The organism is Halorubrum sp. LN27 (genome assembly GCF_016635065.1).
In the GTDB taxonomy this organism is placed as follows: Archaea; Halobacteriota; Halobacteria; order Halobacteriales; family Haloferacaceae; genus Halorubrum; species Halorubrum salipaludis.
In genome coordinates this window covers 2,715,187-2,737,442 of record NZ_JAEPET010000001.1, presented here as the reverse complement: position 1 = coordinate 2,737,442, position 22,256 = coordinate 2,715,187, and the positions used below count along the sequence as shown (strand labels likewise).

The 22,256-nt window shown below is 69.0% G+C and carries 22 protein-coding genes; 10 read left to right on the top strand and 12 right to left on the bottom strand.

Going from position 1 to position 22,256, the window contains the following annotated elements:
• Positions 1-91: 91 nt before the first annotated feature.
• From JIN95_RS13460 to JIN95_RS13445, 4 genes are all read right to left on the bottom strand, one after another.
• Entirely contained in the window at positions 92-1,147 is a 1,056-nt protein-coding gene (locus tag JIN95_RS13460; protein WP_095635779.1) for an ABC transporter permease, read from the bottom strand.
• On the bottom strand, positions 1,140-3,053 hold the full coding sequence (locus tag JIN95_RS13455; protein ID WP_200531808.1) for an ABC transporter permease: 1,914 nt from the start codon (positions 3,051-3,053) through the stop codon (positions 1,140-1,142). The genes JIN95_RS13460 and JIN95_RS13455 overlap by 8 nt, the downstream gene beginning before the upstream one ends.
• Entirely contained in the window at positions 3,050-4,102 is a 1,053-nt protein-coding gene (locus JIN95_RS13450; protein WP_200531807.1) for an ABC transporter ATP-binding protein, read from the bottom strand. Before JIN95_RS13450 ends, JIN95_RS13455 begins: the two co-directional genes overlap by 4 nt.
• Positions 4,103-4,255: 153 nt before the next feature.
• On the bottom strand, positions 4,256-5,332 hold the full coding sequence (locus tag JIN95_RS13445; RefSeq protein ID WP_095635782.1) for a succinylglutamate desuccinylase/aspartoacylase family protein: 1,077 nt from the start codon (positions 5,330-5,332) through the stop codon (positions 4,256-4,258).
• Positions 5,333-5,410: 78 nt separating this feature from the next.
• Between JIN95_RS13445 and JIN95_RS13440 the strand changes: the two genes are divergently transcribed.
• Together JIN95_RS13440 and JIN95_RS13435 are read left to right on the top strand one after the other, a co-directional pair.
• Complete coding sequence (locus JIN95_RS13440; protein ID WP_200531806.1) at positions 5,411-6,349, top strand: hypothetical protein; 939 nt, start codon at positions 5,411-5,413, stop codon at positions 6,347-6,349.
• Between the two features lie 354 nt (positions 6,350-6,703).
• Entirely contained in the window at positions 6,704-7,237 is a 534-nt protein-coding gene (locus JIN95_RS13435) for an SRPBCC family protein (protein WP_321169267.1), read from the top strand.
• Positions 7,238-7,284: 47 nt separating this feature from the next.
• On the opposite strand, the gene JIN95_RS13430 is transcribed toward JIN95_RS13435, so the two are convergent.
• Together JIN95_RS13430 and JIN95_RS13425 are read right to left on the bottom strand one after the other, a co-directional pair.
• Entirely contained in the window at positions 7,285-7,767 is a 483-nt protein-coding gene (locus JIN95_RS13430; protein ID WP_200531804.1) for a VOC family protein, read from the bottom strand.
• 121 nt (positions 7,768-7,888) lie between these two features.
• Positions 7,889-8,338 carry a DoxX family membrane protein gene (locus tag JIN95_RS13425; protein WP_095635785.1) on the bottom strand — a complete coding sequence of 150 codons (450 nt, stop codon included), beginning with the start codon at positions 8,336-8,338 and terminating at the stop codon, positions 7,889-7,891.
• 69 nt (positions 8,339-8,407) lie between these two features.
• Between JIN95_RS13425 and JIN95_RS13420 the strand changes: the two genes are divergently transcribed.
• Positions 8,408-8,833: a helix-turn-helix domain-containing protein gene (locus JIN95_RS13420; RefSeq protein WP_095635786.1), complete on the top strand. Its 426-nt coding sequence runs from the start codon at positions 8,408-8,410 to the stop codon at positions 8,831-8,833.
• Positions 8,834-8,837: 4 nt separating this feature from the next.
• Here JIN95_RS13420 and JIN95_RS13415 read toward each other — a convergent pair whose 3' ends face one another.
• On the bottom strand, positions 8,838-9,050 hold the full coding sequence (locus tag JIN95_RS13415; RefSeq protein WP_095635787.1) for a hypothetical protein: 213 nt from the start codon (positions 9,048-9,050) through the stop codon (positions 8,838-8,840).
• Between the two features lie 119 nt (positions 9,051-9,169).
• Here JIN95_RS13415 and JIN95_RS13410 point away from each other — a divergent pair, with 119 nt between their 5' ends.
• Positions 9,170-9,631, top strand: coding sequence for a hypothetical protein (locus tag JIN95_RS13410; RefSeq protein ID WP_200531803.1), 462 nt, complete (start codon positions 9,170-9,172; stop codon positions 9,629-9,631).
• 17 nt (positions 9,632-9,648) lie between these two features.
• Here JIN95_RS13410 and JIN95_RS13405 read toward each other — a convergent pair whose 3' ends face one another.
• Entirely contained in the window at positions 9,649-9,927 is a 279-nt protein-coding gene (locus tag JIN95_RS13405; RefSeq protein ID WP_095635788.1) for an acylphosphatase, read from the bottom strand.
• Between the two features lie 115 nt (positions 9,928-10,042).
• Here JIN95_RS13405 and JIN95_RS13400 point away from each other — a divergent pair, with 115 nt between their 5' ends.
• From JIN95_RS13400 to JIN95_RS13380, 5 genes are all read left to right on the top strand, one after another.
• Positions 10,043-11,542 (top strand): phosphomannomutase, encoded by a 1,500-nt coding sequence (locus JIN95_RS13400; RefSeq protein WP_200531802.1) that lies wholly within the window; start codon positions 10,043-10,045, stop codon positions 11,540-11,542.
• A gap of 197 nt (positions 11,543-11,739) precedes the next feature.
• Entirely contained in the window at positions 11,740-12,912 is a 1,173-nt protein-coding gene (locus JIN95_RS13395) for a BMP family ABC transporter substrate-binding protein (RefSeq protein ID WP_200531801.1), read from the top strand.
• A gap of 125 nt (positions 12,913-13,037) precedes the next feature.
• On the top strand, positions 13,038-14,645 hold the full coding sequence (locus JIN95_RS13390) for an ABC transporter ATP-binding protein (RefSeq protein WP_095635791.1): 1,608 nt from the start codon (positions 13,038-13,040) through the stop codon (positions 14,643-14,645).
• A complete protein-coding gene (locus tag JIN95_RS13385) occupies positions 14,642-15,988 on the top strand; it encodes an ABC transporter permease (protein ID WP_200531800.1) in 1,347 nt (448 codons plus the stop codon). The genes JIN95_RS13390 and JIN95_RS13385 overlap by 4 nt, the downstream gene beginning before the upstream one ends.
• Positions 15,981-17,033, top strand: a complete 1,053-nt coding sequence (locus JIN95_RS13380) for an ABC transporter permease (RefSeq protein WP_095635793.1) — start codon at positions 15,981-15,983, stop codon at positions 17,031-17,033. Before JIN95_RS13385 ends, JIN95_RS13380 begins: the two co-directional genes overlap by 8 nt.
• 31 nt (positions 17,034-17,064) lie before the next feature.
• Here the strand turns inward: JIN95_RS13380 and JIN95_RS13375 are convergent, their stop codons facing one another.
• A complete protein-coding gene (locus JIN95_RS13375; RefSeq protein WP_095635794.1) occupies positions 17,065-17,382 on the bottom strand; it encodes a hypothetical protein in 318 nt (105 codons plus the stop codon).
• Between the two features lie 152 nt (positions 17,383-17,534).
• Between JIN95_RS13375 and JIN95_RS13370 the strand changes: the two genes are divergently transcribed.
• Positions 17,535-18,905, top strand: a complete 1,371-nt coding sequence (locus tag JIN95_RS13370; protein WP_200531799.1) for a geranylgeranyl reductase family protein — start codon at positions 17,535-17,537, stop codon at positions 18,903-18,905.
• 195 nt (positions 18,906-19,100) lie between these two features.
• Here the strand turns inward: JIN95_RS13370 and JIN95_RS13365 are convergent, their stop codons facing one another.
• The 3 genes from JIN95_RS13365 to JIN95_RS13355 all read right to left on the bottom strand — a co-directional run bounded on the left by JIN95_RS13365 (position 19,101) and on the right by JIN95_RS13355 (position 22,231).
• Complete coding sequence (locus JIN95_RS13365) at positions 19,101-19,655, bottom strand: J domain-containing protein (protein ID WP_200531798.1); 555 nt, start codon at positions 19,653-19,655, stop codon at positions 19,101-19,103.
• On the bottom strand, positions 19,652-19,954 hold the full coding sequence (locus tag JIN95_RS13360; protein ID WP_200532159.1) for an HNH endonuclease: 303 nt from the start codon (positions 19,952-19,954) through the stop codon (positions 19,652-19,654). The genes JIN95_RS13365 and JIN95_RS13360 overlap by 4 nt, the downstream gene beginning before the upstream one ends.
• A gap of 999 nt (positions 19,955-20,953) precedes the next feature.
• The gene (locus tag JIN95_RS13355) at positions 20,954-22,231 is read right to left on the bottom strand and encodes an amidohydrolase (protein ID WP_200531797.1); all 1,278 of its coding nucleotides are present in this window, start codon (positions 22,229-22,231) and stop codon (positions 20,954-20,956) included.
• Positions 22,232-22,256: the final 25 nt, after the last annotated feature.

The window sequence follows — 22,256 nt, the reverse complement described above, 5'->3', positions numbered from 1 at the left end:
CTCGCGGCCGCCGATGGCGGCCGCTCGGAGGCGCGCGCCCACCGCGTCGTCATTTATAAGCGATCGTCGTTCGTTTATAAGTGAGCGTCGCTCACGTCTCGAACCCGTTCTCCGCGACGATCGTCCGGACGCCGGCGTACGCGACCGCGGCGAGGCCGACGTACGCGACCACGAGGGCCGTCGTCGTCGCGTCGGCGCTGTCGATCGCGAGCCGCGCGACTGCGTTCGCGGGGCCGCCGGCCATCGCCGTGGCGCCGCCGAAGAGGACCAAGACGCCGATCGAGTAGAGGAACTGCGCCGCGCGCCGGTCGGGCGCGAGCGCCGAGATGGCGAGCGCCAGCGCGACGACAAGCGCGGTGAGCGCGGTCATCAGCACGAGGATCGACGGGACGTTCGCCACCGGCGTCCCGTTCGCGCGGAGCAGGAGCAGCCACAGCAGCGCCTGTCCGGGCGCGATCGCGACCGCCGCCAGCGCCTTCCCGTCGACGATCTCGCCGAGCGTGACGGGCGCGACGCGGAGCAGCTCGAAGGTCCCCTCGTCGAGCTCCTCGGTGATCGAGTCGACCACGAGCGACCCCGAGATGAAGACGGGGAGGAAGACGAGGACGGGGATCAACACGGTGTACGTGAACGTGAAGTACGGGCTGGTGCCGGTCCTGTCGGGCAGCGGCAGCGGGGATTCGCTCAGGTAGGCGGCCCGGTCCGCGCGCTCCTGACGCTCGTACGTCCGGAGCAGATCGCGGAGCTGAACGACGATCACGGTGGTCTCCACCGTCGCGTCCGGCGCGGTGACCACCACCGAGATCCCCCCGTCGTCGTTGCGGTTCGCGACCACCACCGCGTCGGCGGCGTTGCGGTCGAAGGCGAGCCGCGCCTCGCCGGCGTCCTCGTAGCGCGTCACCGAGGCCCCGTCGACCTCGCTCGCGGCGCGTTCGAGGTCGCTCACGGCGTCGCCCGCGCCAGCGACCTCCACCTCCGCGCCGCCGAGCGAGCCGGGGTCGTACATCGAGACGAGCCCGACGACGAGGAACGACGAGAACGCGGCGATGAACAGCTGGATCCCGATCGCGAGCAGGATCGTCTTCTCCGCGCGCAGCCCCGACAGCTCCCGGCCGGCGATCGTCAGGCGGCTGTCCCGGCTACGCATAGAGACGCACCACCCCGAAGTTGTACGCGGCGTGGATCAGCGTCGCTAGCGCCAGCGTCAGGACGTAGTACGTCCGGTTCCGGCTCGCGCCCACCGCGGCGAGCGTCGTCGCGAACCCGTGGAGGAGGAGGGGCGCGAAGAACAGCGCCGCGACGGCGAGCGGTGAGAGCCCCTCCGCCCCGGCCACGCTCCCGAACGCGGCGCGGCCCACGTACAGCTCCGTGAGCCCGACCGCCTGCACGACCGCGGTGGCCTTCTCCGCGAGGAAGAAGCCGACCGCGGAGGCGACGCCGACCGCGACGGCGACCCGGTCTGTCCGGGCGAAGGCGCCGCGCTCGAACCCCGCGTAGAGGTGGACGCTCTTGGCGACCTCCTCGATGAACGCGATGGTCACGAGGAGGACCGGGATCGACACCGTGACCGGCAGCGCGAACAGCAGCGCGACGGCGAGCAGCTCCGCGACGAACACGAAGGGGATGGTACAGGCCGTGAGGACGGCGACCGGGGCGAGCGCGCGGAGCCCGGACCGCGAACGGAGCGACCCGGTGCCCGCCTCCCCGACCGACCGGAGCCGCACCGCCAGCGCGTCGAGGAACTTCCGCCCGACAGGCTTCTGGGCGAACATGTCCTCCTCGCGGTAGACCCCGAGCCCGAGCCCGAACAGGAGCGCCGCCCCGACGGTCATCGGCCCGGTCGAGAAGAGGATCTCGCCGACTCCGACCGCCTCCCCTTGCAGGTCGAAGACGACCAGCGTGAGCGGCGAGACGAGCGCCACGGGCGTGACGTTCGTGAAGATCGCCGGCACGAACGCGTACGTCGTGAGCAGGACGCTCACGCCGACCGTGACGAAGGTGAGTTCCTTGAACGACCGCGCGAACATCGCGCCGACGAAGGTGGCCCCGAGGAAGGCCAACGCCACCGGAAGCACGGCGACCACGGAGAGCGCGCCGCCCCCGACCGCGGCCGCGATGAGCGCCGTGACGAGCGCCGCGACCGCGACGTACGGGAGGGTCTTCCCCGCGACGATGTCGACCGGGGACAGCGGCGTGACGAGCAGCGGCTCCCCGCGCCGGTTCGTCCGCTCGTCGAGGACCGACGAGCCGTACGCCTGGATGAGGAAGTTCATCGGCACGAGGAAGACGAAGGCCAAGAGGAGCGAGACGAACGGGAACGGAGGCGAGATCGCCCCCGGCGACCCGACCGTGTCGGCGCGGAACGCCCCGCCGCCGATCGAGGGGACCGCGAGCCCGCCGTCGCCGCCCTCCGCTGTGCCGTCTCCGCCGGTCTCGCCGGTCCCGTCGCTCCCGTCGGCGGAGTCGCCATCGCTCCCGTCGCCGTCGCCGCTCCCGTCCCCGCCCTCTCCGGAGCCGGCGTCGCTTCCGGCGTCGCCTCCCCCGAGGGTCGACCCCTCGTCGAGGCCGCTGGTCCGCCCGACGTACTGGAGGGCGACGGTGATCGGGAACGCGGCGGTCCGGTTCTCCTCGGCGGCCATCAGGCGCTCGTTGTGCGCCTCGACCGCCTCTCGGAACTCGGCCGCCGCGGCCTCCCCCTTCGGGGTGTCGCTGGCGCGGACCGTGACCGTCTCGACCGTCCCGCTCCGCGTGCCGTCGAACACGACGAGGTCGGCCGTGTCGCCGAGGACCGCGTCGTCGACGGGGACGCGCGTCAGCGCCGGCGCCTCCTCGACCGCGTCTGTGTAGGGTGAGTCACCGTCGACGGCGACGCGGTACACGTCGCGGTCGACGTCGAGCCCGACGACGCCGGCCGCGAGCCCCCCGCCGAGGACGCCGCCGGCGACAAGCAGGAGCGCGAGCGCCGCGAGCAGGGTCCGGCGGTCGACGCCGCCGCCCGCGCGGGCCGCCTCCCAGCGGGCGACCCGGAGGATCCGTCGGAGTCGGTCGATCACTCGGCCCCCTCCGGCGGCTCGGCCGGTCGCGTCTCGTCGCTCGCTCGCTCCCCGTCCCCGTCGTTGCCCCCGTCAGCAGCCTCCACGCCGCCGCCACCGGTGTACCGCCCGGGCATCGGCCGGCCGACGATGTCGAGAAACACGTCCTCCAGGCTCGGATCTCGGGTGCGGATGTCGACGACCTCGCCGCCCGCGGCCGCCGCGGCCTCACGGACCGCCTCGACCGCGTCCATCGTCGGGACGGTGGTGCGGAAGCGGTCGCCGACCTCCTCGATCGCGGCGTCGAGGGCGTCGGGGCTGTCGAGATCGTCGCGGTCGCCGAGAATCTCGACCAGCGCGTCGGTCCGAGCCGGGGAGACGTCGGTGAACACGCGGTAGGTCGTCTCGCCGTGTCGCTCGCGAATCCCGTCGACGCTTCCGCGGGCGACGATCCGCCCCTCGTTCATCACCGCGACGCGGTCGCAGACAGACTCGACGTGATAGAGGTTGTGCGCGGAGAAGACGACGGTCTTCCCGGTCTCGCGCAGCTCGCGGGTGAACTCCAGCACGGAGTTCGTCGTCACCGGGTCGAGCCCCGAGGCCGGCTCGTCGTACACGAGCACGTCGGGGTCGTTGACGAGCGACCGGGCGATGGCGACCTTGCGTTTCATCCCCTTCGACATGTCGCCGAGCCGGCGCTCGCGGTGGTCCAGTTCGAGCCGGTCGAGCGCGGCCTCGATCCGCTCGTTCGCGGCCTCGCGCGGCACGTCGTATAAGTCGGCGAAGAAGCGCAGGTACGACAGCGGCGTCATCTCCTCGTAGAGCGGCGACTCCTCCGGGAGGAAGCCGAGCCGCCGGCGCATCTCCGGGTCGTCAGAGGCGAAGCCGGCGACCTCGACCTCGCCGTCGGTGGGGTCGACGAGCCCGGCGAGCACCTTCAGCGTCGTCGTCTTCCCGGCGCCGTTCGGTCCGACGATGCCGAACACCTCGCCCTCTTCGACGGAGAAGGTGCTGTCGACGACGGCCGCGAAGTCGCCGTACGTCTTCCGCAGCCCCTCCACTTCGATCATGCGCTCGGGTCCGCCGTCGGGCGGGTTAAACCCACGCCCGCGGCTATCACCCGCGAGAACGCGGGGAAGGCGCGGAACGGTGGAAGATGCGTGGAGCGACGGGAGGTGCGCGGAACGGTGGGAGATGCGCGGAGCGACGGGCGGTGCGGCCCCTCAGTCGTCGCTCCAGGCGTCGCCGTGCGAGCGGTATCCGTCGAACTCGCCGACCTCGATCTCGCGTTCGATCTCGGCGCGCGTCTCGGCGTCGATCTGGACGATGTGACAGAGGGGGTGGCCCGGCGCGGCGACCGGGTTCTCCAGCGACCCGAGGATCAGCCCGTCGAAGGGCGCCTCGACCGCGTGTTCCTCCGTCTTGAAGTGGTTCGTGATCGTACAGATCGTCTCGCCCTCGTAGACCAACGGGTACGGGCCCCACTCCATCTCGACGAGCCCGCCGGTGTCGGCGCGGAGCCACCGCTTCGTACTGTCTGCGGCGGTCGACTGATACCACCCCGGCCAGTGGACGGCCTCGCCGGGCGTGATCTCGTACTCGGCGAGGACGCTCTCGACGCCCTGTAACGCCTTCTCGATGAGCACCGGTTGGAACCGGTGGGCGCGCCCCATCTCGACCGTGACCGTCGGGATCCCGTCCGCGGTCGCAGTCGACCGGAGCGACCCCTCGTCGCCGGTCCCGTACAGCACCACGTTCGTCGCGAACGCCCGCGCGAGCCGCCGGACGCCGGGATTGTCGAGGTCGGCCCGGGCGTGGTAGATCGTCGTCCGGTTCTGCGTCGACGTGTGGAAGTCGAGCCCCAGGTCGCACTGCGCGACGAACCGCCGGTAGATCCGGTTGGCCATCCGCTCGGTGGTGTTCGAGCGCTCCTTTCCGGGGAACGACCGGTTCATGTCTTGGTCGTAGATGGGCGTGTCGCGGCGCTGCGCCTCGTAGGCCGGAACGTTACACACGTGGAGACAGACCAAGGTCCCGTGGAGGTCGCCGGGCGAGTAGCGGTCGGCGACCTCCTGGACCACCTTGACCCCGTTGAGCTCGTCGCCGTGAATGCCGGCGCTCAAGAAGAGGTTCGGGCCGCCGCCCTCCCCGTTGACGATCGTCACCGGCATCTCGATCGGGTCGCCGAGGTACGTCTCGCCGACCTCGTACCGGATCCGCCGCTTCTCGCCGGGCTCGACCTCGGCGTCGTACCGGAACGGCTCCGGTTCGGATCGCGCTTTCGGGTGCGGATCGCTCATACGTCGCCGTCGCGCGTCGGGACCAAAACCGTTCGGCCGCCGGTAGCCTTACGGCGTCCCTTCGAGAACACTCTCCGCATGAGCGACCGACGGGGGAGTACTGAGGGGCGCGACGACGCGCCGGACGGGGCCGGCGGCGCCGCGGCGTCCGATCACCCGGGCGAGCGGGTCGAGGACGCCGCCACCGAGGGTCCGGCCGGAACTGTCGGGAACGCTCCCATCGATCCCGCCGTCGCCGCGACCACCCGCGAGGAGCTGCGCACCACGTTCGACTACCAGGTCGAGCGGCTCCGCGAGATCGACAACAAGGCGATCGAGATCCTGAAGGCGAACCTGCTGCTCATCGGGATCGTCGTCACCGGCGGCTCCATCGTCGTCCAGACGACGGTGGACCTGGCCGCCTTCTTGAACCCCTTCACCGTGGTCGGTGGGCTCCTCCTGCTCGCGTCGACCGGGCTGGCCGCGGTCACCTACACCGCGTCGGACCTCCGCGGCGGGCTGGACCTCAAGGCCGTCGACGCCGTGGTCACCGCCGAACGGAACGGGGGGTCGGACTCTTCCGACGCCCCGGAGTTCGACGAGCGGCTCCTCCGGAGCTACGCCGAGTGGATCGATTACAACGCCCGGGTCACCGCCGTCAACGACCTGCTGGCGACGGTGACGGTCCTGCTGATCTTCGTCGCCTTCGTCTACGTGATCGCGGGGGTCGTCGTGGGGGCGGCGGGGCTCACGCCGGTCGAGTCGTGGACCTCGTTCCTCGTTCTCACGGCCTTCTCGGTCGCGTTCACGTGGGTCTCCGCCCACATGGACCACCTCGGTCCCGAGACCACCCATCCGGCGGCGTCGTTCGCCGGGATCCCGCTCTCGAAGGGCGGAGACAGGCGGCAGGCGTGGTCGTCGCTGCGCGCCATGCTCGGTCGGGCCCCCACCGAGGAGGAGGAACTCGGAATCGCACCGACCGAGACGGGTCTCGACGCGGATGGAGCGAGCCGCGACGACGCGGACTCGGAGCGGTAGTGAGAACCGGGGGCGGACGGTGCGGGGACCGATCGACGGTCCCGAGAAAACGCGATACCGGTCGGTACGCGAGCCGGGAAAGCAGAGAGAAACCCGCGCTTACTCGCCGGGCGTTACTCCTCTTCTTCCTCTTCTTCGACGGGGCCTCGTCCTCGTTCCCAGACGGCTTTCGCCGATGTGTCGTTCGGTGCCGTGTGCGAGACGTCTTTCATGGTGTCGCGATCGTTTGCCATCTTGACGCAGGATAGCGAGGATCCCCGTATTAACCCTTCGTGGAAAGAGATAATGAGACCTGATACCATTTAAGGAATTAATATGTGTCGGCTTAACTGCGACGAGACCGTTGGACGGATCGTGACTTTCCCGCCTCGTCTCGGATGCGAATCGGACGGACGTTTTGATCTCGGCGCGTGCGACGTGGGGTCGCCGTCGACGGTGGTTCGCGAGGGCGCGACGCTCGCCGTGGGCCGCGACGTCGCGGTCGCCCCGGCGGTCGCCGCCGAGCGCCTCCGCGACACCCGCGCGTGGCCCGACTGGGGACCGGCGATAGACGCGGTGGAGAGCGACGACCGGTACGTGACTCGCGGGACGACGGGACGCGTTCGCGTCGCCGGCGGGTGGGTCCCGTTCCGCGTGACCGCGTGCAACGATCGCCGCTGGGACTGGCGGGTCGCCGGGACCCCGGCGACCGGTCACCGCGTCGACCGCTACGCCGGCGAGCCCGACCGCAGCCGCGTCGTCGTCGAGGTGCCGCTGGTCGCGGCGTGGTACGTCCCCGTCTGTCGGCGAGCGCTCGACCGGTTCGCGGCGCTGGTCGAGGAGCGGGGGAGCGAGGAGTCAGGCGAGGGGTCGGGCGGGCGCGCAGCCGGCACCGATGTCGACGGCTGACGGACCCGTTCGCGGCCGACGCTGACGCTTCGGGTCCACGCCGCCGCTCAGCTCTCGTACCCCTCCGCGAACGGGTCGATCTCCTCGCTGCCGGGCTCCTCCTCGTCGAGGGTGAACCCCGGCCCCGCCGTCGCCAGCTCGAAGACGAGCCCGTCGGGGTCGCTGAAGTAGATGCTCTTGAAGTACGTGCGGTCCTTCACCTCGGAGACCCGCACGCCCTTCTCGCGGAGGTGCTCCTGCCACTCGCGGAGCGTCTCCTCGTCTTCGACGCCGAACGCGAAGTGGTGGCTCGCGCCCGGTCCCGGCGCCCCCTGCGAGTTCGGGTACTCGAAGTAGGTGACGTTGGTCCCCGGCTCGCCCGTCGGCGTGGGCGAGAAGTAGTAGTGGGGCGTCCCCGGGTCGTCGTAGTTCTGCGTCCGCTTGACCGTGTGCCAGCCGAGCACGTCCTCGTAGAACGCGACGGTCTCGTCCATGTCGGTGCAGATGTTCGTCACGTGGTGCAGCCCGGTGGTGGGTGGCGCGTCAGTCATTGTCTGTGAGATTGGTTGTCGGGCGGAAAGTTAGTGGTACGGGTCCTCGGGGCGTCGACGTTCGAGACGACGAGTCGGTCCGAGTCGAGGATACGAGTCGAGGGTCGTCAGTCGCGCCGGCTCAGAACAGCCCGAGGCCGGCCGCGTAGGGCCACGCGGTGCCGCCGACGGCCAGCAGCGCGAGCGCGGCGCCGGCGCCGTAGACGTTCTTGAGGAAGCTCGTCATCTCGCTCTGCTTCTCCTCCGGGTCGTCGACCGACCAGAAGTCGTGCATCGTCACGGCCGAGACGAGCAGGAAGGCGGCGAGGGCGCCGGCGGCGAGGACGGGGAACGCGCCGGCGGCGACGCCGAGCCCGCCGAGCACTAAGACGAGCCCGGAGGCGATCACGGAGAAGCGCGGCGCCGGGAGCCCCTTGAACTCGGCGTAGCCGGCCATGGTCTCGAGGTCCATGAAGTGGTTCAGTCCCATGAACGCGAGCGTGGCGCCGAACAGCAGGCGACCGAGCAGGAAGAGTTCGCCCGCGAACGGGGCGTCGAACTGAAGCGGTATCGTTGCGATTTCAGCTAACATCGTGTAACCACATGTACGGACGTAACCTATTTATCGCTTCCCGGACAATAGGGTAAGCAGGTAACACCCATGTCATCGCAGGATCTCGCCGGGTCGCCCCCGGCGGAAACGGCCGACGCGGAGTCCGGCACGGACGCGTCCACCGCCTCCGACGCCGCTTCGACCACAGACGCCTCCTCGGCCCCCGAGACGCCGTGTCCCGTCGTCGACTCGATCGAACAGATCGGCTCGAAGTGGCGCCTCGTCGTCCTCCACGAGCTGTTGAGCGGCGAGTCGCGGTTCAACGAGCTGAAACGCGAGACCGACGCCAACGCCCGAACCCTCTCGCGCGTGCTCGACGACCTCCAGGAGACCGGCTTCGTCGACCGACGGCTGGAGGAGGACTCGCCGGTGGCGACCTACTACAGCCTGACGGCCAAAGGCGAGTCGCTCGCGCCCGTCTTCGAAGAGATCGACGACTGGGCCCACGAGTGGCTCGCCGAGTGTAACGCGTAGGCGGTCACTCCCCGTCCGGGAGCGCCCGTCTGAACGCCGGCCAGAACGGAACGAGAAGCGCTCCCGAGACGACCGCGAGCGCCGGCACCGCCCACTCGATCGGCAGCCACACGCTCACGAGTACGGCCGTGAGACCGAAGGCGGCGACGAGGTAGACGGCCACCAGCACCTCGACGGAGCGAAATCGGTGGGAGACGGGAGAGGGGATGGGAACCATGACTGAGAGGGCGATGCGTTTCGGATCGGGACCCTCGAGGATACGTTTTGTGCCTCCGGCGGGTCGACGAATCCGATCCCACCGAAACCGACACGGCCCTCCGACCCCTACGGATCCCCGTGTACGCCGGACTGAAGAACACCCCCTGTTGCCTGTGTGGCCGCGACGACACTCACACACGGATCGCGGTGCCGCCGCGGGCGCTCACCCTCATGAAGAACGGCGGCCCGATCTCGTGGCGCGACGTGGTGGGCACGGTGACGCTCCGCTTCTGCGCGGACGACTGGGAGCTCGTGAGCGACCTCGCGATCGAGATGGACGTGCACCCGCTCTCGCGGTGTAACGCGGCGCACGTCTCCTTGGACCTCCGCGAGGACCACGAGGCGCTGCTGTCGGCGGTGAAAGGCGAGACCGACCAGACGGAACTCGAGGCGCGGCTCGAACGGGAGGCGGAGGCGACGCTCGACGCCGTCGACGACCCCTACACCGAGGAGCGCGACGTGGTCGAAGCGATCGTGGTGTTGCGCGCGCTAGAGGAGCTCGACGTGCGGGACCCGCCGGGCGATCCGGTCGCTCCCTGACCCCGCCGCGACCCCGGCTACCACCTGACCTCGAACCCGTCGAGCCCCTCCGGCGCCTCGTAGGTGGCGTCGACGTCGTCGACGTCGGCCGCCTTGCTCCCCGTCTCGCACCACGCGACCATCTCACGGACCGCCTCCTCCGGCCCCTCGAAGACGGCCTCGACGCGCCCGTCGTCGAGGTTGCGCACCCAGCCGTCGACGCCCGCCTCCCGAGCGGTGTCGCGCGTCGTCGCGCGGTAGTAGACGCCCTGCACGCGCCCCGAGACGTACACGTGTGCTCGCGTTCGGTCGGTCATCGGTGAGGGGTGCGGCCGCCGTCCTGTTAAGCGTCGCGGGGGATCGAGCCGCGACCGACCGTCCCGGCGACCCGCAACCGACGACTTCTAACGACCGCCGACCGACACCTGCGGTATGGACTTGTTCGGAACCGCGGGGATCCGCGGCAGCGCCGAGGGACGGGTCACGCCGGAGCTCGCGCTGTCCGTCGGGCGAGCCGTCGCGGCGGAGGTACGGTCGGCCGAGGAGGGAGCCGAGGGCGGGGCAGCGCCGACCGCCGAGGTCGTCCTCGCTCGCGACGGGCGCGTGACCGGCCCGGCGATCGCGGCCGCGATGGAGTCGGGGCTCGCCTCCGGCGGCGTCAGGGTGCTCCGCGCCGGCCGGCTCCCGACGCCGGCGCTCGCGCACGCCTCGCAGGGCCGGTACGGCGTGATGCTCACGGCCTCGCACAACCCGCCGGCCGACAACGGGATCAAGCTGTTCCGGGACGGCAGCGAGTTCGACCGGGAGGCGGAGCGCGCCGTCGAGGAGCGCGTCGCGGGCGAGGAGCCGCCCGCGGCGTGGGACGAGTGGACCGAGACGGAGCGCGTCGACACCCTCGGCGGCTACCTCGACGCGGTCCGCGCGTACGCGGAGGGGTTCGGCGACGACCTCGACGGTCTCCGGGTCGCGGTCGACTGCGGGAACGGGATGTCCGCGCCCGCGACGCCGACCGTCCTGCGGGAGCTGGGCGCCGAGGTCGTCACGCTCAACGGGAACGTCGACGGCCACTTCCCCGGCCGCGGGAGCAAGCCGACGCCCGAGACCCTCCGCGACCTCCGAGCGTTCGTCGCCGACGCCAACGAGGGCGTGGAGGAGCCGGGACGCCCCGACGCCGGCGGCGGGGGCGACGAGGGCGCCGGCGACGCCGAGGGGTTCGCCTTCGGGATCGGCCACGACGGTGACTCGGACCGCATCGTGATCGTCGACGCCGACGGCGACGTGGTCCACGAGGACACCGTCCTCGCGCTGCTCGCCGAGCGCTACACCCGCGAGAGCGACGCCGCCGACCCGGTGGTCGTGACGACGCCGAACGCCTCCGGCCGGATCGACGAGCGCGTCCGCGAGGCCGGCGGCCGGGTCGAGCGCGTCCGCCTCGGCGCGCTCCACGAGGGGATCGCGGCGGTGCGCGCGGAGGCGGCGGACGGCGACGACGGAATCGATTCCGACACCAGCGTCGTCTTCGCCGCGGAACCGTGGAAGCACATCCATGTCCGCTTCGGCGAGTGGATCGACGGGGTGGCGTCGGCCGCTGTGATCGCCCGGCTCGTCGCCGAGTCGGGTCTCGACGCGCTCCGCGAGCCGATCACGGAGCGCCCGTACCGCAAGGTCAGCGTCGACTGCCCGGACGCGGCCAAGCCCGGCGTGATGGACCGGCTGGGAACGACCCTGCCCGACGCCTTCCCGGACGCGACCGTCGACACCGACCACGGGGTCCGGCTGGAGTTCCCGGACGCCTCGTGGACGCTCGTCCGCCCCTCCGGGACGGAGCCGTACGTGCGGGTGTACGCCGAGAGCGACGAGGTCGACGAGCTGATCGCGGGCGTCGAGGCGGTCGTCGAGGACGCGGTGGCCGCGGTCGGCGGCGACGAGTAGCCCTCCGCTCAGCGGTCCGCGAGACCGGATCGCCCGCGATCCGCCTGATCGTTCCTGATACACCACGAACATGGGTACGATCTCCGGGCGATCGCGGCGAATAGGCGACGCGCTTTCCGCGGGATCGCGCGAACGTGCAACACTCAGGCGGGGAGAGCGACGAATTTATGCCGCGTAGCCGCCCCGTTGTAGGTGACATGGCATCCGACTTCGATCGGCGGCGGTTCCTCAAGGCGGCGAGCGCGGCGGGCCTCGTGGGCCTCGCCGGCTGTAGCGGCGGACCGAGCGACGACGGCTCCGACGGGTCTGACGGCTCCGACGGCTCCGACGGCGACGATGGCTCCGACGGTTCGGACGGTTCGGACGGTTCGGACGGGTCCGACGGGTCCGACGGCGACGACGTGCCCGCGACGGTCGGCATCGTCTACTCCGACGGCGGCCTCGGCGACAACTCCTTCAACGACGCTGCACAGCAGGGGCTCCTCGACGCGGAAGAGGAGTTCGGCATCGCGTACGACGAGTCGCAGCCGTCCGACACGGGCGAGTTCGGTCAGTACCAGCAGCGGTACGCGAGCTCGACGGACCCGGACTACGACCTGGTCTCCTGTATCGGGTTCAACCAGACGGACGCGCTCGCGGAGAACGCGCCGCAGTTCCCGGACGAGGACTTCATGCTCGTCGACTCCGTGGTCGAGGAGCCGAACGTGGCGAGCTACCTGTTCCGCGAGCACGAGGGGTCGTTCCTGATGGGCGTGCTCGCCGCGCGGCTGACCGAGATGGAGTTCTCGGCGGGCGCGGGGTCGACGGCCTCCGACTCGACGAACCTCGGGTTCGTCGGCGGCGTCGACAGCCCGGTCATCCGCCGGTTCCAGGCCGGCTTCGAGGCCGGCGTCGACTACGCCTCCGACGACGTCGACGTCATCACGAGCTACGTCGGCAGCTACGCCGACCCCTCGGGCGGTCAGGAGGCCGCGCTGTCGATGTACCAGAGCGGCGCCGACGTCGTGTACCACGCCTCGGGCGCCACGGGCGTCGGCGTCTTCCAGGCGGCACAGGAGGAGGGCCGGTTCGCGCTCGGCGTCGACCTCGACCAGTCGATCACCGAGCCCGAGTTCTCCGACGTGATCCTGGCGTCGATGGTGAAGCGCGTCGACACCGCCGTCTACGAGTCGATCTCGAACGTCATCGACGGCGAGCACCAGGGCGGCGAGACGGTCGCGCTCGGTCTGGAGTCGAACGGCGTCGAGTGCGTCTACGGCGACGAGATCGGCGGCGAGGTCCCGGACGAGGTCGTGACCGCGGTCTCCGACGCCCGCGACGCGATCATCGCCGGCGACATCGACGTGCCGGAGACCACCGACGGGAACTGAGCCGGCGCTCGGAGCCGCACCGCCGCGGTTCTCCGTGCTCTCGTCGTCCGGATTCGCCCGCCGATCGCCCGCGCCTCGCGGCAAAATCCGCGCTCTTTTAGGCTCCGACGCGGAGTTACGGGTGAATGAACCCGGCGGTCCACATGGACGGCATCACGAAGCGATTCCCCGGGGTCGTCGCGAACGACGACGTGGATCTCGCGGTGGAGCGGGGGAGCGTCCACGCCCTGCTCGGCGAGAACGGGGCCGGCAAGACCACGCTGATGAACGTGTTGTACGGTCTCTACGAGCCGACCGAGGGAACCGTGTTCCTCGACGGCGAGCCGCAGTCGTTCCGCTCGCCGCGGGACGCGATCGACGCGGGCGTCGGCATGATCCACCAGCACTTCATGCTCGTCGACCCGATGACGGTGTGGGAGAACGTCGTCCTTGGTAACGAGCCGAAGACGTGGGGCGGGCTCCGCGTCGACAGGGAGGCCGCCCGCGAGGCGGTCGTCGACCTGAGCGAGCGCTACGGCTTCGACGTGGACCCCGATGCGCGGATCGAGGACGTCTCGGTGGGCGTCCAACAGCGCGTCGAAATCCTGAAGGCGCTGTACCGCGGCGCCGACGTGCTCATCCTCGACGAGCCGACTGCGGTGTTGACGCCCCAGGAGGTCGAGGACCTCTACGGCGTCTTCGAGGAGCTCACCGATCAGGGAAAGACGATCATCTTCATCTCGCACAAGCTCGGCGAGGCGCTGTCGGCCGCCGACGAGATCACGGTCCTCCGCGACGGCGTCAACGTCGGCACGGTCGCGTCCGAGGACGTGACCCGCGAGGAGCTCGCGGAGATGATGGTCGGCCGCGAGGTACTGATGGAGCCGGCGACGACGCCGCAGGAGCCGGGCGAGCGCGTGCTGGAGGCGACGGACGTGCGCGCAGAGGACGACCGCGGCGTCGAGGCGGTGTCGGGGATCTCCTTCGAGGTCCGCGCGGGCGAGGTGTTCGGCATCGCGGGCGTCGACGGTAACGGCCAGTCGCAGCTCGTGGAGGCGATCACCGGGATGCGAGAGCCGACCGACGGGTCGATAACCTACCTCGGGGAGCCGATGGCCGGCGAGAGCCGCCGGGAGCACATCGACCGCGGGATGGCGTTCATCCCCGAGGACCGACAGGAACGGGGACTGGTGATGTCGTACGACCTGACCGAGAACGGCATCCTCGGGAGCCAGCACGACCCGCCGTTCGCCGAGGGCGGCCGGCTCGACTGGCGCGCCTCCCGCGACCACGCCGAGTCCGTGATCGAGCAGTACGACGTGCGACCGCCGAACGCCGACGCCGAGGCGGAGTCGCTCTCCGGCGGCAACCAACAGAAGTTCATCGTGGGACGGGAGTTCGAGCGCGACCCGGAGCTGGTCGTGGCGATGCATCCGACCCGGGGGGTCGACATCGGGTCCACGGAGTTCCTCCACGACCGCCTCCTCGAGCTGCGCGCCGAGGGGAAGGCGGTCCTCCTGGTCTCCTCGAAGCTGGACGAGGTACAGGGGCTCTCCGACCGGCTCGCCGTGATCCACGACGGGGAGTTCACCGGCGTCGTCGACCCCGCCACGGTGACCGAAGAGGAGATCGGGCTGCTGATGGCCGGCGAGACGCTCGACGGCGACTCCGTCGAGGGGGCCGCGGTCCACGACGCCGTGGGGGAAGCGGAGGCCGCCGGAACAGATGACGGCGACGCGGGGGTGGACGCGTGAGCCGATCCGACGCCGGGTCCGACGACGCGGGCGAGTCCGATCGGCTCCCCTCGATCGCCCGCCGCGTCGTCGCGCCGTTCGTCGACCGGACGGTCGCTGAGCGCCTCGTGATAAGCGTCGCTGCGATCCTGCTCTCGATCGTCGTCGGGTTCGCCATCGTGCTCGTCTCCGGCCGCGTCGCGCAGTGTGGCACCGCGGCGTGGACGATGCCGCTCACCGGGATCGGATTCTGTTACGACCCGGTCGAGGTGTACCTCGTCCTGTTCAACGGCGCGCTGGGGTACCCCTTCGCGGTCGGCGAGCCGGGGCTGTTCAATCCCAACTGGACCCCGTTCAACCTCTCGCTCGGGCTGACGCTCTCGGAGACGACGCTTCTGATCTTCACCGGGCTCTCCGTCGCGGTCGCGTTCCGCGCCGGGCTGTTCAACATCGGGACGCAGGGGCAGCTCGTGGTCGGGGCGCTGGCGACCGCGCTGACAGTGCTCGCCGCGGCGCCGTTCCTCCCGGAGGGCCCCGTCGCGGGCGTGGCGCTGATCGTCGTCGGCACCCTCGCCGGCGCGGTCGGCGGCGGGTTCTGGGGCGCGATCCCCGGCGCGCTGAAGGCGTACGCCGACGCCAACGAGGTGATCACGACGATCATGCTCAACTTCATTGCGGCGAACATCGCGTACGTCCTCGTGCTGGAGGTGTTCCGCGCCGAGGGGTCGTCGGTCGTCGCCACCGAGTACGTCCCCGAGCACGCTCGGTTCCTCCCGTGGTTCTTCCCGGAGTCGAGCGACTTCGCGCTGCTGGCGCTGCTCGTCGGGTTCGGCTTCATCGGCGGGCTCTACTACCTCGTCGAGCACACCTCGTTCGGCTACGACCTGCGCACCAGCGGGGTGCAGGCGGCCGCCGCCGAGTACGGCGGCGTGAACGCGAAGGCGACGACCGTGCGGGCGATGACGCTCTCGGGCGCGATCGGGGGCGTCGGCGGCGCGGTGTGGGTGCTGATGTCCGAGGGCCGGTGGCTCGAGTCCGTCCCAGCGCTCGGCTTCGACGGGATCACCGTCTCCATCCTCGCCGGGAACAACCCACTCGGCGTGTTGCCGGCGGCGTTCCTCTTCGGACTGCTGAAGGGCGGCGCCTTGGAGATCGGCTTCCGGACCGACGTGCCGACGGAGCTCGTCGGCGTGTTGCGCGGGCTGATCATCCTGTTCGTGGCCATGCCGGAGTTCTTCCGGATGGCCGGCCGGTACGCCGGCCTCGGCTCTCGGGGTCCGAAGGGTCCCGACGCCGGCGGGTCCGGAGAGACGGAGCCGGCGGACGACGCGGCCGCGGTCGAAGGGGGTGAGGCCGATGCGTAATCCGCTCGCCGACGTCTCGATACCGGTCCTCGACGACTTGGTCGAGTCCGACTACGTGCGGTCGCTGATCGTGGGCACGGTCGGCGTGCTCGGCGCGCTACTGGTGTTGGGGACGCTGTTCCCCGACTCCGTCGCGGGCGACCTCTCGGGGATCGTCTTCTCGACGAGCACCGCGGCGTCGACGGCGCGGCTCGCCGCCCCGATCGTGCTCGCCGGCCTCGGCGGCATCTTCGCCGAGAAGTCCGGCGTCATCAACATCGGCCTGGAGGGGCTGTTGATCATCTCGGCGTTCGCCTCCGTCTACGTCGCCTCGGTCGTCGGGATCGGGAACGCGGTGCTCGGCGTGCCCGCCATCTGGGTCGGCTTCCTCGCCGGGATCGCGGCGTCGACGGCGCTCGCGGCCGTGTTCGGGATCGTCTGTATCGAGTTCAAGGCGGACCAGATCATCGCCGGGCTCGCGGTCTGGCTCATCGCCCTCGGGCTCGCGCCGTTCATGTCGACGGTGTTCTTCGGCGGGGTCAACACGCCGAACCTCGGGGCGCGCGTGAGCTGGCGGTACTCCGCGGTGATGGTCGTGGTCGCGACGCTCGCGTCGTGGTGGGCCCTGAACCGGACCGCGTTCGGGAAGCACCTGCGGGCGGCCGGCGAGAACCCGAAGGCCCTCGACACCGTGGGCGTCTCCGTCTCGAAGGTGCGCCACGCCGGCGTGCTCCTCTCGGGAGTGCTCTCCGGCGTCGGCGGGTCCGCGCTCGCGCTCTCGATCGGCCAGTTCGTCGGCTCCGGCGAGACGATGGTGCAGGGCAAGGGGTTCATCGCCATCGTGGCGTACCTGTTCGGCAACTACAACCCGCTCGGGACGCTGGGGGCCGGCGTGCTGTTCGCCGGGCTCGACGCGATCCAGATCCGGCTCCAGCAGCTCGGCTACGCGATCCCCGACACGCTGGTCCAGACGATCCCGTACGTGGTCGTCATCCTGGTGCTCGCGCTGGTCGGTCGCACGCGGCTCCCGGAGGCGGCGGGCGAGCACTACGAGACCGAGGACTGAGCCGACCGATCCGAGCGGTCGATCCGGACGGTCACTCGGCGTGCTCGCGGATCACGCTCGCCGCCTCCCCGACCGGTCGATCCGACAGCTCGGCGAACGAGACGTCGACCGCGTCCACGTCGACCCCTTCGAGCCGGGCGATCTCGGCGACGTGGTCGGGCGAGTCGACGGCGGCAATCGTCTCCTCGACCGACTCGGGCGACCGCCCGTACCAGGAGGCCAGCTCGCCCGCGCCGATCCCCTTGTCGTAGGCGACGGCGAGCATCAGCGCGGCCACGGTCTCTCCCCGGCGAACCTCAGAGAGCCACTCTCGGAGGCGGTCCGTGTCGACGTGGTCGAGCCCCGTCATACGGGGTCTCACGGCCTCGACCGAATTAAAACGGGCCCCGAACGGGGGCCGATGGGGCGTCGCCGATCGGCGGTCCGGGTCGCACGTGTCGGTCCGAAAGCGACCGAATCGGGAACAAAGAGTTTTGCCACAGGGGCGACCACGCACGTGGTATGAGCATCGACGAGTACGACGTCGTCGTGGCGGGCGCCGGGACCGCCGGCTGTTACGCGGCCGCGACGATCGCGAACGAGGGGCTCGACGTCGTCATCGTCGAGCGGAAGGACGCGGAGGAGGCCGGCCACATCGCCTGCGGGGACGCGCTGAAGGGCGCCGACGCCTTCCCGGAGGCCATCCCGAAAGACCGGCTGGAGCCGGCGTTCACGAACACGGGCGTCGACCACGGTCGCTTCGAGATCCCGCAGGAGGACACGGTCCTCGAAATTCCCGTTCCGGGCGAGCTCGCCGTCATCGACCGGTGGGAGTACGGGCGACAGATCATCTCGGGCGCCGAGGACGCCGGGGTCGACTTCCACTACGACACCGTGATCAACGACGTGATCCAGACCGACGGCGGTCGGGTCACGGGACTGCGCGCAAAGCGCAAGGGCGACCCGGTCACCTACGAGGCGGACATCGTCATCGACGGCGCCGGGGCGCTGTCGCTGTTACAGGACAAGGCGGACTTCGAGGGGACGACGTTCGACACCAACGTCCGGTACTCGCAGTTCTGCTCGGCGTACCGCGAGATCGTCGAGGTGCCGGAGCCGGTCGAGTGGGACGACGCCCTCGTGTTCAAGGCGACCGACCGCGCCGCGGGCTACCTCTGGTACTTCCCGCGGACGAGCACGGAGATCAACGTCGGGCTCGGGTTCCAGATGAACGAGGAGCCGATGCAGCTCGTCGAGGCGCTGAAACGCGACCTCCGGAACCGCGACGAGTTCGCGGGCGCCGAGGTCAAAGACAAGCTCGGGGCCGCGCTCCCCACCCGTCGCCCGTACGACTCGGCGGTCGCGCCGGGGTACATGGCGGTCGGCGACGCCGCGGGCCACGTCAACCCGACCACCGGCGGCGGCATCGCCGGCGCGGCGTACGCTGGCAAGTACGCGGGCGAGCAGGCGGTGAAGGCGGTCTCCGACGGCGACGTGAGCGAGGAGAACCTCTGGCGGTACAACACCCGCGTCATGGACCACTTCGGCGGGCGATACGCCGGCCTCGACGTGTACAACGTGCTCTCGACCGCGGTCGACGTCGACGACCTGATGGGGCTGCTCGCGGCGCTCCCGGGCGAGAAGCTCGCGGAGGCGCTGTACGAGGGGTCGACCTCGATGTCCTTCGGGCTGAAGGTGAAGGCCGCGATCAAGAGCTTCGGGTACTGGGGGACGATCCGGAACTTCTACCAGACGAAGACGCTCGCGGACGAGCTGCTCGGCCACTACGAGTCGTATCCGACCAGCCCCGCCGCGATGGCGAACTGGACCAGCGAGCGCGACGCGATCATGGACCGGATCTACGAGACGACCGGCGCCGACGCGAAGTACTGAGTCGGGCTCCGATTGCTTCTCCGTGTGGTTCTCGGATCTTCGTCCCGATCGGTTTCGGCTTCTGAACCATTTGATGCGGTTAGTACTGTGACTCGATCACACGGTGGATCGAGTAGTACAGAGGGAGTCACACCTACTGCTCCGTGCCCCAACGATATCGACTACAGAACGGTTGGTAGAACGCTTGTCGGGAGTTTAGAGATCGACGATCTTGCGCTGAGTATTGGTGAACCGCTCGACTCCGATCAACAACACGAGGTAAGGCACTACGAGGAGCATGAAACCAGCGCCGTCGAACGGGGTGCCACTTAGAAGTGACGGGCTGTCGGTTATCATGCTCAGTCCCATCGTTCCGATTCCGAGACCCATGACACCGCCGGCAACGGCCATCACTATCCGCCCGATAACGTTCTTCGACGACGATTCGGTGATTTCGGGACCGGGAGGGTACACGGTCCGTGGATACTCTACGGTCCATATTGGGTCCGCTAAATCGTGTCCACGAACGTTATCACGCCACCCACCGATCGTTTCTGAGGGATCTGGTGGGTCTTCGTTCGAATCGTACGCATCTCGTGACTCCGGATCACCGAGAACGTCGTATGCTTGTTGGAGTCGCTTGAATAGTTGGACGGCATTCGGATGATCGGATTGGTCCGGATGCGTCACTTTTACTTGATGACGGTATGCCTCTTCGATTTCCTCTTGCGTAGCGTCCTCACTGACGCCAATGATCTCGTAGTAATTCATGATGCAAACAGCCGTGCGTGGCGAGCTTCGTGACAGTCTCGGCAGAGCGTCCGAAGGTTTTCGGGCTCGTTACCGCCACCGACGCTTCGCGGAATCTGATGATCGACGTGAAGTTCGGCGTTTCCATTTGGACCGCCTCCGGCCCCGCAGTTCCGACAGTAGTATCCGTCTCGTTCTCGCACGAACCCCGCTCGGATATGCCAGTCATCCGGGAGCGGTCCGGTCTGTTGCTGTCGATCTGCCTCTACCGGCGCGCGACCGGGAAGAAATGGAAATATCTGTGTCGCTGTCGGCCACATTGATGCTCGGAGATACAGCGTTCGCCGATTACTGTTGATCAAAAACTTCCATTTTCGAAGCTGAGTAAACAGAATACGCGCCCGTCCGCCCATTGTTCGGTGCCGAAATCGGTACGAAAATCGGAGTGCGTTCAACAACGCGATGAGGCTGAATAGCGGGAGAATAAAGCCTCTGAATATCCATTTGAACCCGACTCGAGCGGGTTTGCTCAATCCCGTCGAAAGGGGTACCGGTGAGAGGTCACTCTCTAGCGGTCGGCTTGACATGTCACCACCGCTTAGAACAGAAAGTGCATCTTGTACTCGATCGGGATCGACGTTCACCTCGTTGAGATGGCTCCGGGCATCGGGGCCATCCATGTACCTAGTGAGACTCTCGTTGATCGCTTCCCCTGAAGTCGCTTGTGAGGCGATCAGATCCGGTCGATGTAATGCGATACGAGAGAGAGCACCAACGGCGATAGCTCGCTCCTCTTCGGTGGCTCCATCTCTGACACTGTACTGTAGCAGTTCGGTCGTGTGCCCGAATGCCTGTGGGTACCATCGCGCAAGATTATACACGATAGCGATCGCTTGTGCTCGAACACCCGCATCCTCATCATCGAGCCGTGAGCTGATTTGTGGTACGAGATTACGGAGCTGATTTGGGTAATCTCCAGACATACTTATCAAGATGTCTGCGGCATCGTGCCGGACACCGACATCATCATGGAGCAGACCTTTTTCTATGATATCGAGATGCTCAACCCCACTGGTTGAACCCGCGATCCTCCTCTTCAGATCTTTAATTTGTGATCTGATAGTTCTTTGAGACATAGCTGCTATATAGTGCGAGTGTCTCATCCTACTATATTAATATTATCATTTAGAATAGGTGTATATGGTGACTTTTTGGGTTAATAGAGATCACAGAGATACATGCGCACTCTTTTTTGACCAGCTAATTCACTCAATTCACAGCTGAAAACAATATTCGCTTCTCGCCGCTCCTCTTCGCCGTCAGGGCCGCGTCTCGGCGACCCGGCGAATCGCGCCCGCGAGCACGTCGATCCCGACCGCGATGTCGCCCTCGACCACGTCGAACGTGCTCGTGTGGTGGCCGCCGGGGTGGTCGGTGCCGACGCCGACGTAGCAGGCGAGGCCGCCGCGCTTCTGGACCGACTGCATCAGGTACGTCGCGTCCTCGGACCCGCCCAAGTCGGCGCTGTCGACGATCTCCGTGACCCCCTCCACTCCGCTTGCGACCTCGCTGACGATCCCGGCGAGCGCGTCGTCGCTCGTCGCGCTGGGCGCCTCTCCCTTCGTGGAGACCGCGACCTCGCAGTCGTGCATCCCGGCGGCCGACTCTAAGACTCGGTCGGCGTGATCGGACATGTACTCGGCGAGCTCAGTCGTCGCGCCGCGGAGTTCGCCCTCGATGAGCGACTCCTCGGGGATGACGTTCGTCGCGGTCCCCCCGCCGACGATCCCGGCGTTCACCCGGGTCGGGCCGTCGGCGTGCCGGGGGATCGCGTAGAGGTTCTGGACCGCCGCGGCCATCGCCTGCACCGCGTTCCGGCCCTGCTCGGGACGCGCCCCCGCGTGGGCCGGCTCCCCGGTGAACTCCGCGAGGAAGTGGCGCACGGCGAGGAACCCGTCGACGCCGCAGACGACCTCGCCGGAGGGGTGATCTAAGCCGACGTGGACCGCGTAGAGGTAGTCCACGTCGTCGAGGTGTCCCGACTCCGCCATCGGCTTGCCGCCCGCGACCTGCTCTTCGCCCGGCTGGAAGAACACCTTGAGCGTGCCGGAGAAATCGGAGTCGAGCACCGCGTCGAGGATCCCGAGCCCCATCGTCGCGTGCGCGTCGTGGCCGCACGCGTGCATGTACCCCTCGCGCTCCGACCGGAACCCCTCGGCGGCGGGGACGTGGTCGGCGTCCGCGGACTCGGTCACCGGGAGCGCGTCGATGTCGACGCGAAGCCCGATCACGGGACCGGGCCCGCGTTCGGCGACCGCGACGCAGCCGGTGTACCCTCCGGAGAGCCGGTCGACGATCTCGGGGTCCGCGCCCGCATCGAGTGCGCGCTGTTCCCACTCCGCGAGCTCCTCGTCGTCGGGGACGTTCATGCGGTCGTCGGTCGCCAGCGCGTCCGGGCCGACGTGTAGCTCCGTGAGGTCGCGCTCGCGGAGTTCCTCCACGATCCGGGCGGTGGTGTAGAACTCGCGCCACGCGGGCTCGGGGTGGCGGTGCAGGTCGCGGCGGAACGCGCGGTACGCGTCGTCGAGAGCGCTCATACCGGTGGGAGGCCGCGATCGGGCT

Coding starts and splice junctions, on each gene's coding strand:
- JIN95_RS13355 (WP_200531797.1), bottom strand. CDS start 22,231: ATGAGCGCTCTCGACGACGCGTACCGCGCGTTCCGCCGCGACCTGCAC.
- JIN95_RS13460 (WP_095635779.1), bottom strand. CDS start 1,147: ATGCGTAGCCGGGACAGCCGCCTGACGATCGCCGGCCGGGAGCTGTCG.
- JIN95_RS13380 (WP_095635793.1), top strand. CDS start 15,981: ATGCGTAATCCGCTCGCCGACGTCTCGATACCGGTCCTCGACGACTTG.
- JIN95_RS13395 (WP_200531801.1), top strand. CDS start 11,740: ATGGCATCCGACTTCGATCGGCGGCGGTTCCTCAAGGCGGCGAGCGCG.
- JIN95_RS13370 (WP_200531799.1), top strand. CDS start 17,535: ATGAGCATCGACGAGTACGACGTCGTCGTGGCGGGCGCCGGGACCGCC.
- JIN95_RS13445 (WP_095635782.1), bottom strand. CDS start 5,332: ATGAGCGATCCGCACCCGAAAGCGCGATCCGAACCGGAGCCGTTCCGG.
- JIN95_RS13360 (WP_200532159.1), bottom strand. CDS start 19,954: ATGTGGCCGACAGCGACACAGATATTTCCATTTCTTCCCGGTCGCGCG.
- JIN95_RS13430 (WP_200531804.1), bottom strand. CDS start 7,767: ATGACTGACGCGCCACCCACCACCGGGCTGCACCACGTGACGAACATC.
- JIN95_RS13390 (WP_095635791.1), top strand. CDS start 13,038: ATGAACCCGGCGGTCCACATGGACGGCATCACGAAGCGATTCCCCGGG.
- JIN95_RS13450 (WP_200531807.1), bottom strand. CDS start 4,102: ATGATCGAAGTGGAGGGGCTGCGGAAGACGTACGGCGACTTCGCGGCC.
- JIN95_RS13365 (WP_200531798.1), bottom strand. CDS start 19,655: ATGAATTACTACGAGATCATTGGCGTCAGTGAGGACGCTACGCAAGAG.
- JIN95_RS13405 (WP_095635788.1), bottom strand. CDS start 9,927: ATGACCGACCGAACGCGAGCACACGTGTACGTCTCGGGGCGCGTGCAG.
- JIN95_RS13375 (WP_095635794.1), bottom strand. CDS start 17,382: ATGACGGGGCTCGACCACGTCGACACGGACCGCCTCCGAGAGTGGCTC.
- JIN95_RS13440 (WP_200531806.1), top strand. CDS start 5,411: ATGAGCGACCGACGGGGGAGTACTGAGGGGCGCGACGACGCGCCGGAC.
- JIN95_RS13400 (WP_200531802.1), top strand. CDS start 10,043: ATGGACTTGTTCGGAACCGCGGGGATCCGCGGCAGCGCCGAGGGACGG.
- JIN95_RS13415 (WP_095635787.1), bottom strand. CDS start 9,050: ATGGTTCCCATCCCCTCTCCCGTCTCCCACCGATTTCGCTCCGTCGAG.
- JIN95_RS13420 (WP_095635786.1), top strand. CDS start 8,408: ATGTCATCGCAGGATCTCGCCGGGTCGCCCCCGGCGGAAACGGCCGAC.
- JIN95_RS13425 (WP_095635785.1), bottom strand. CDS start 8,338: ATGTTAGCTGAAATCGCAACGATACCGCTTCAGTTCGACGCCCCGTTC.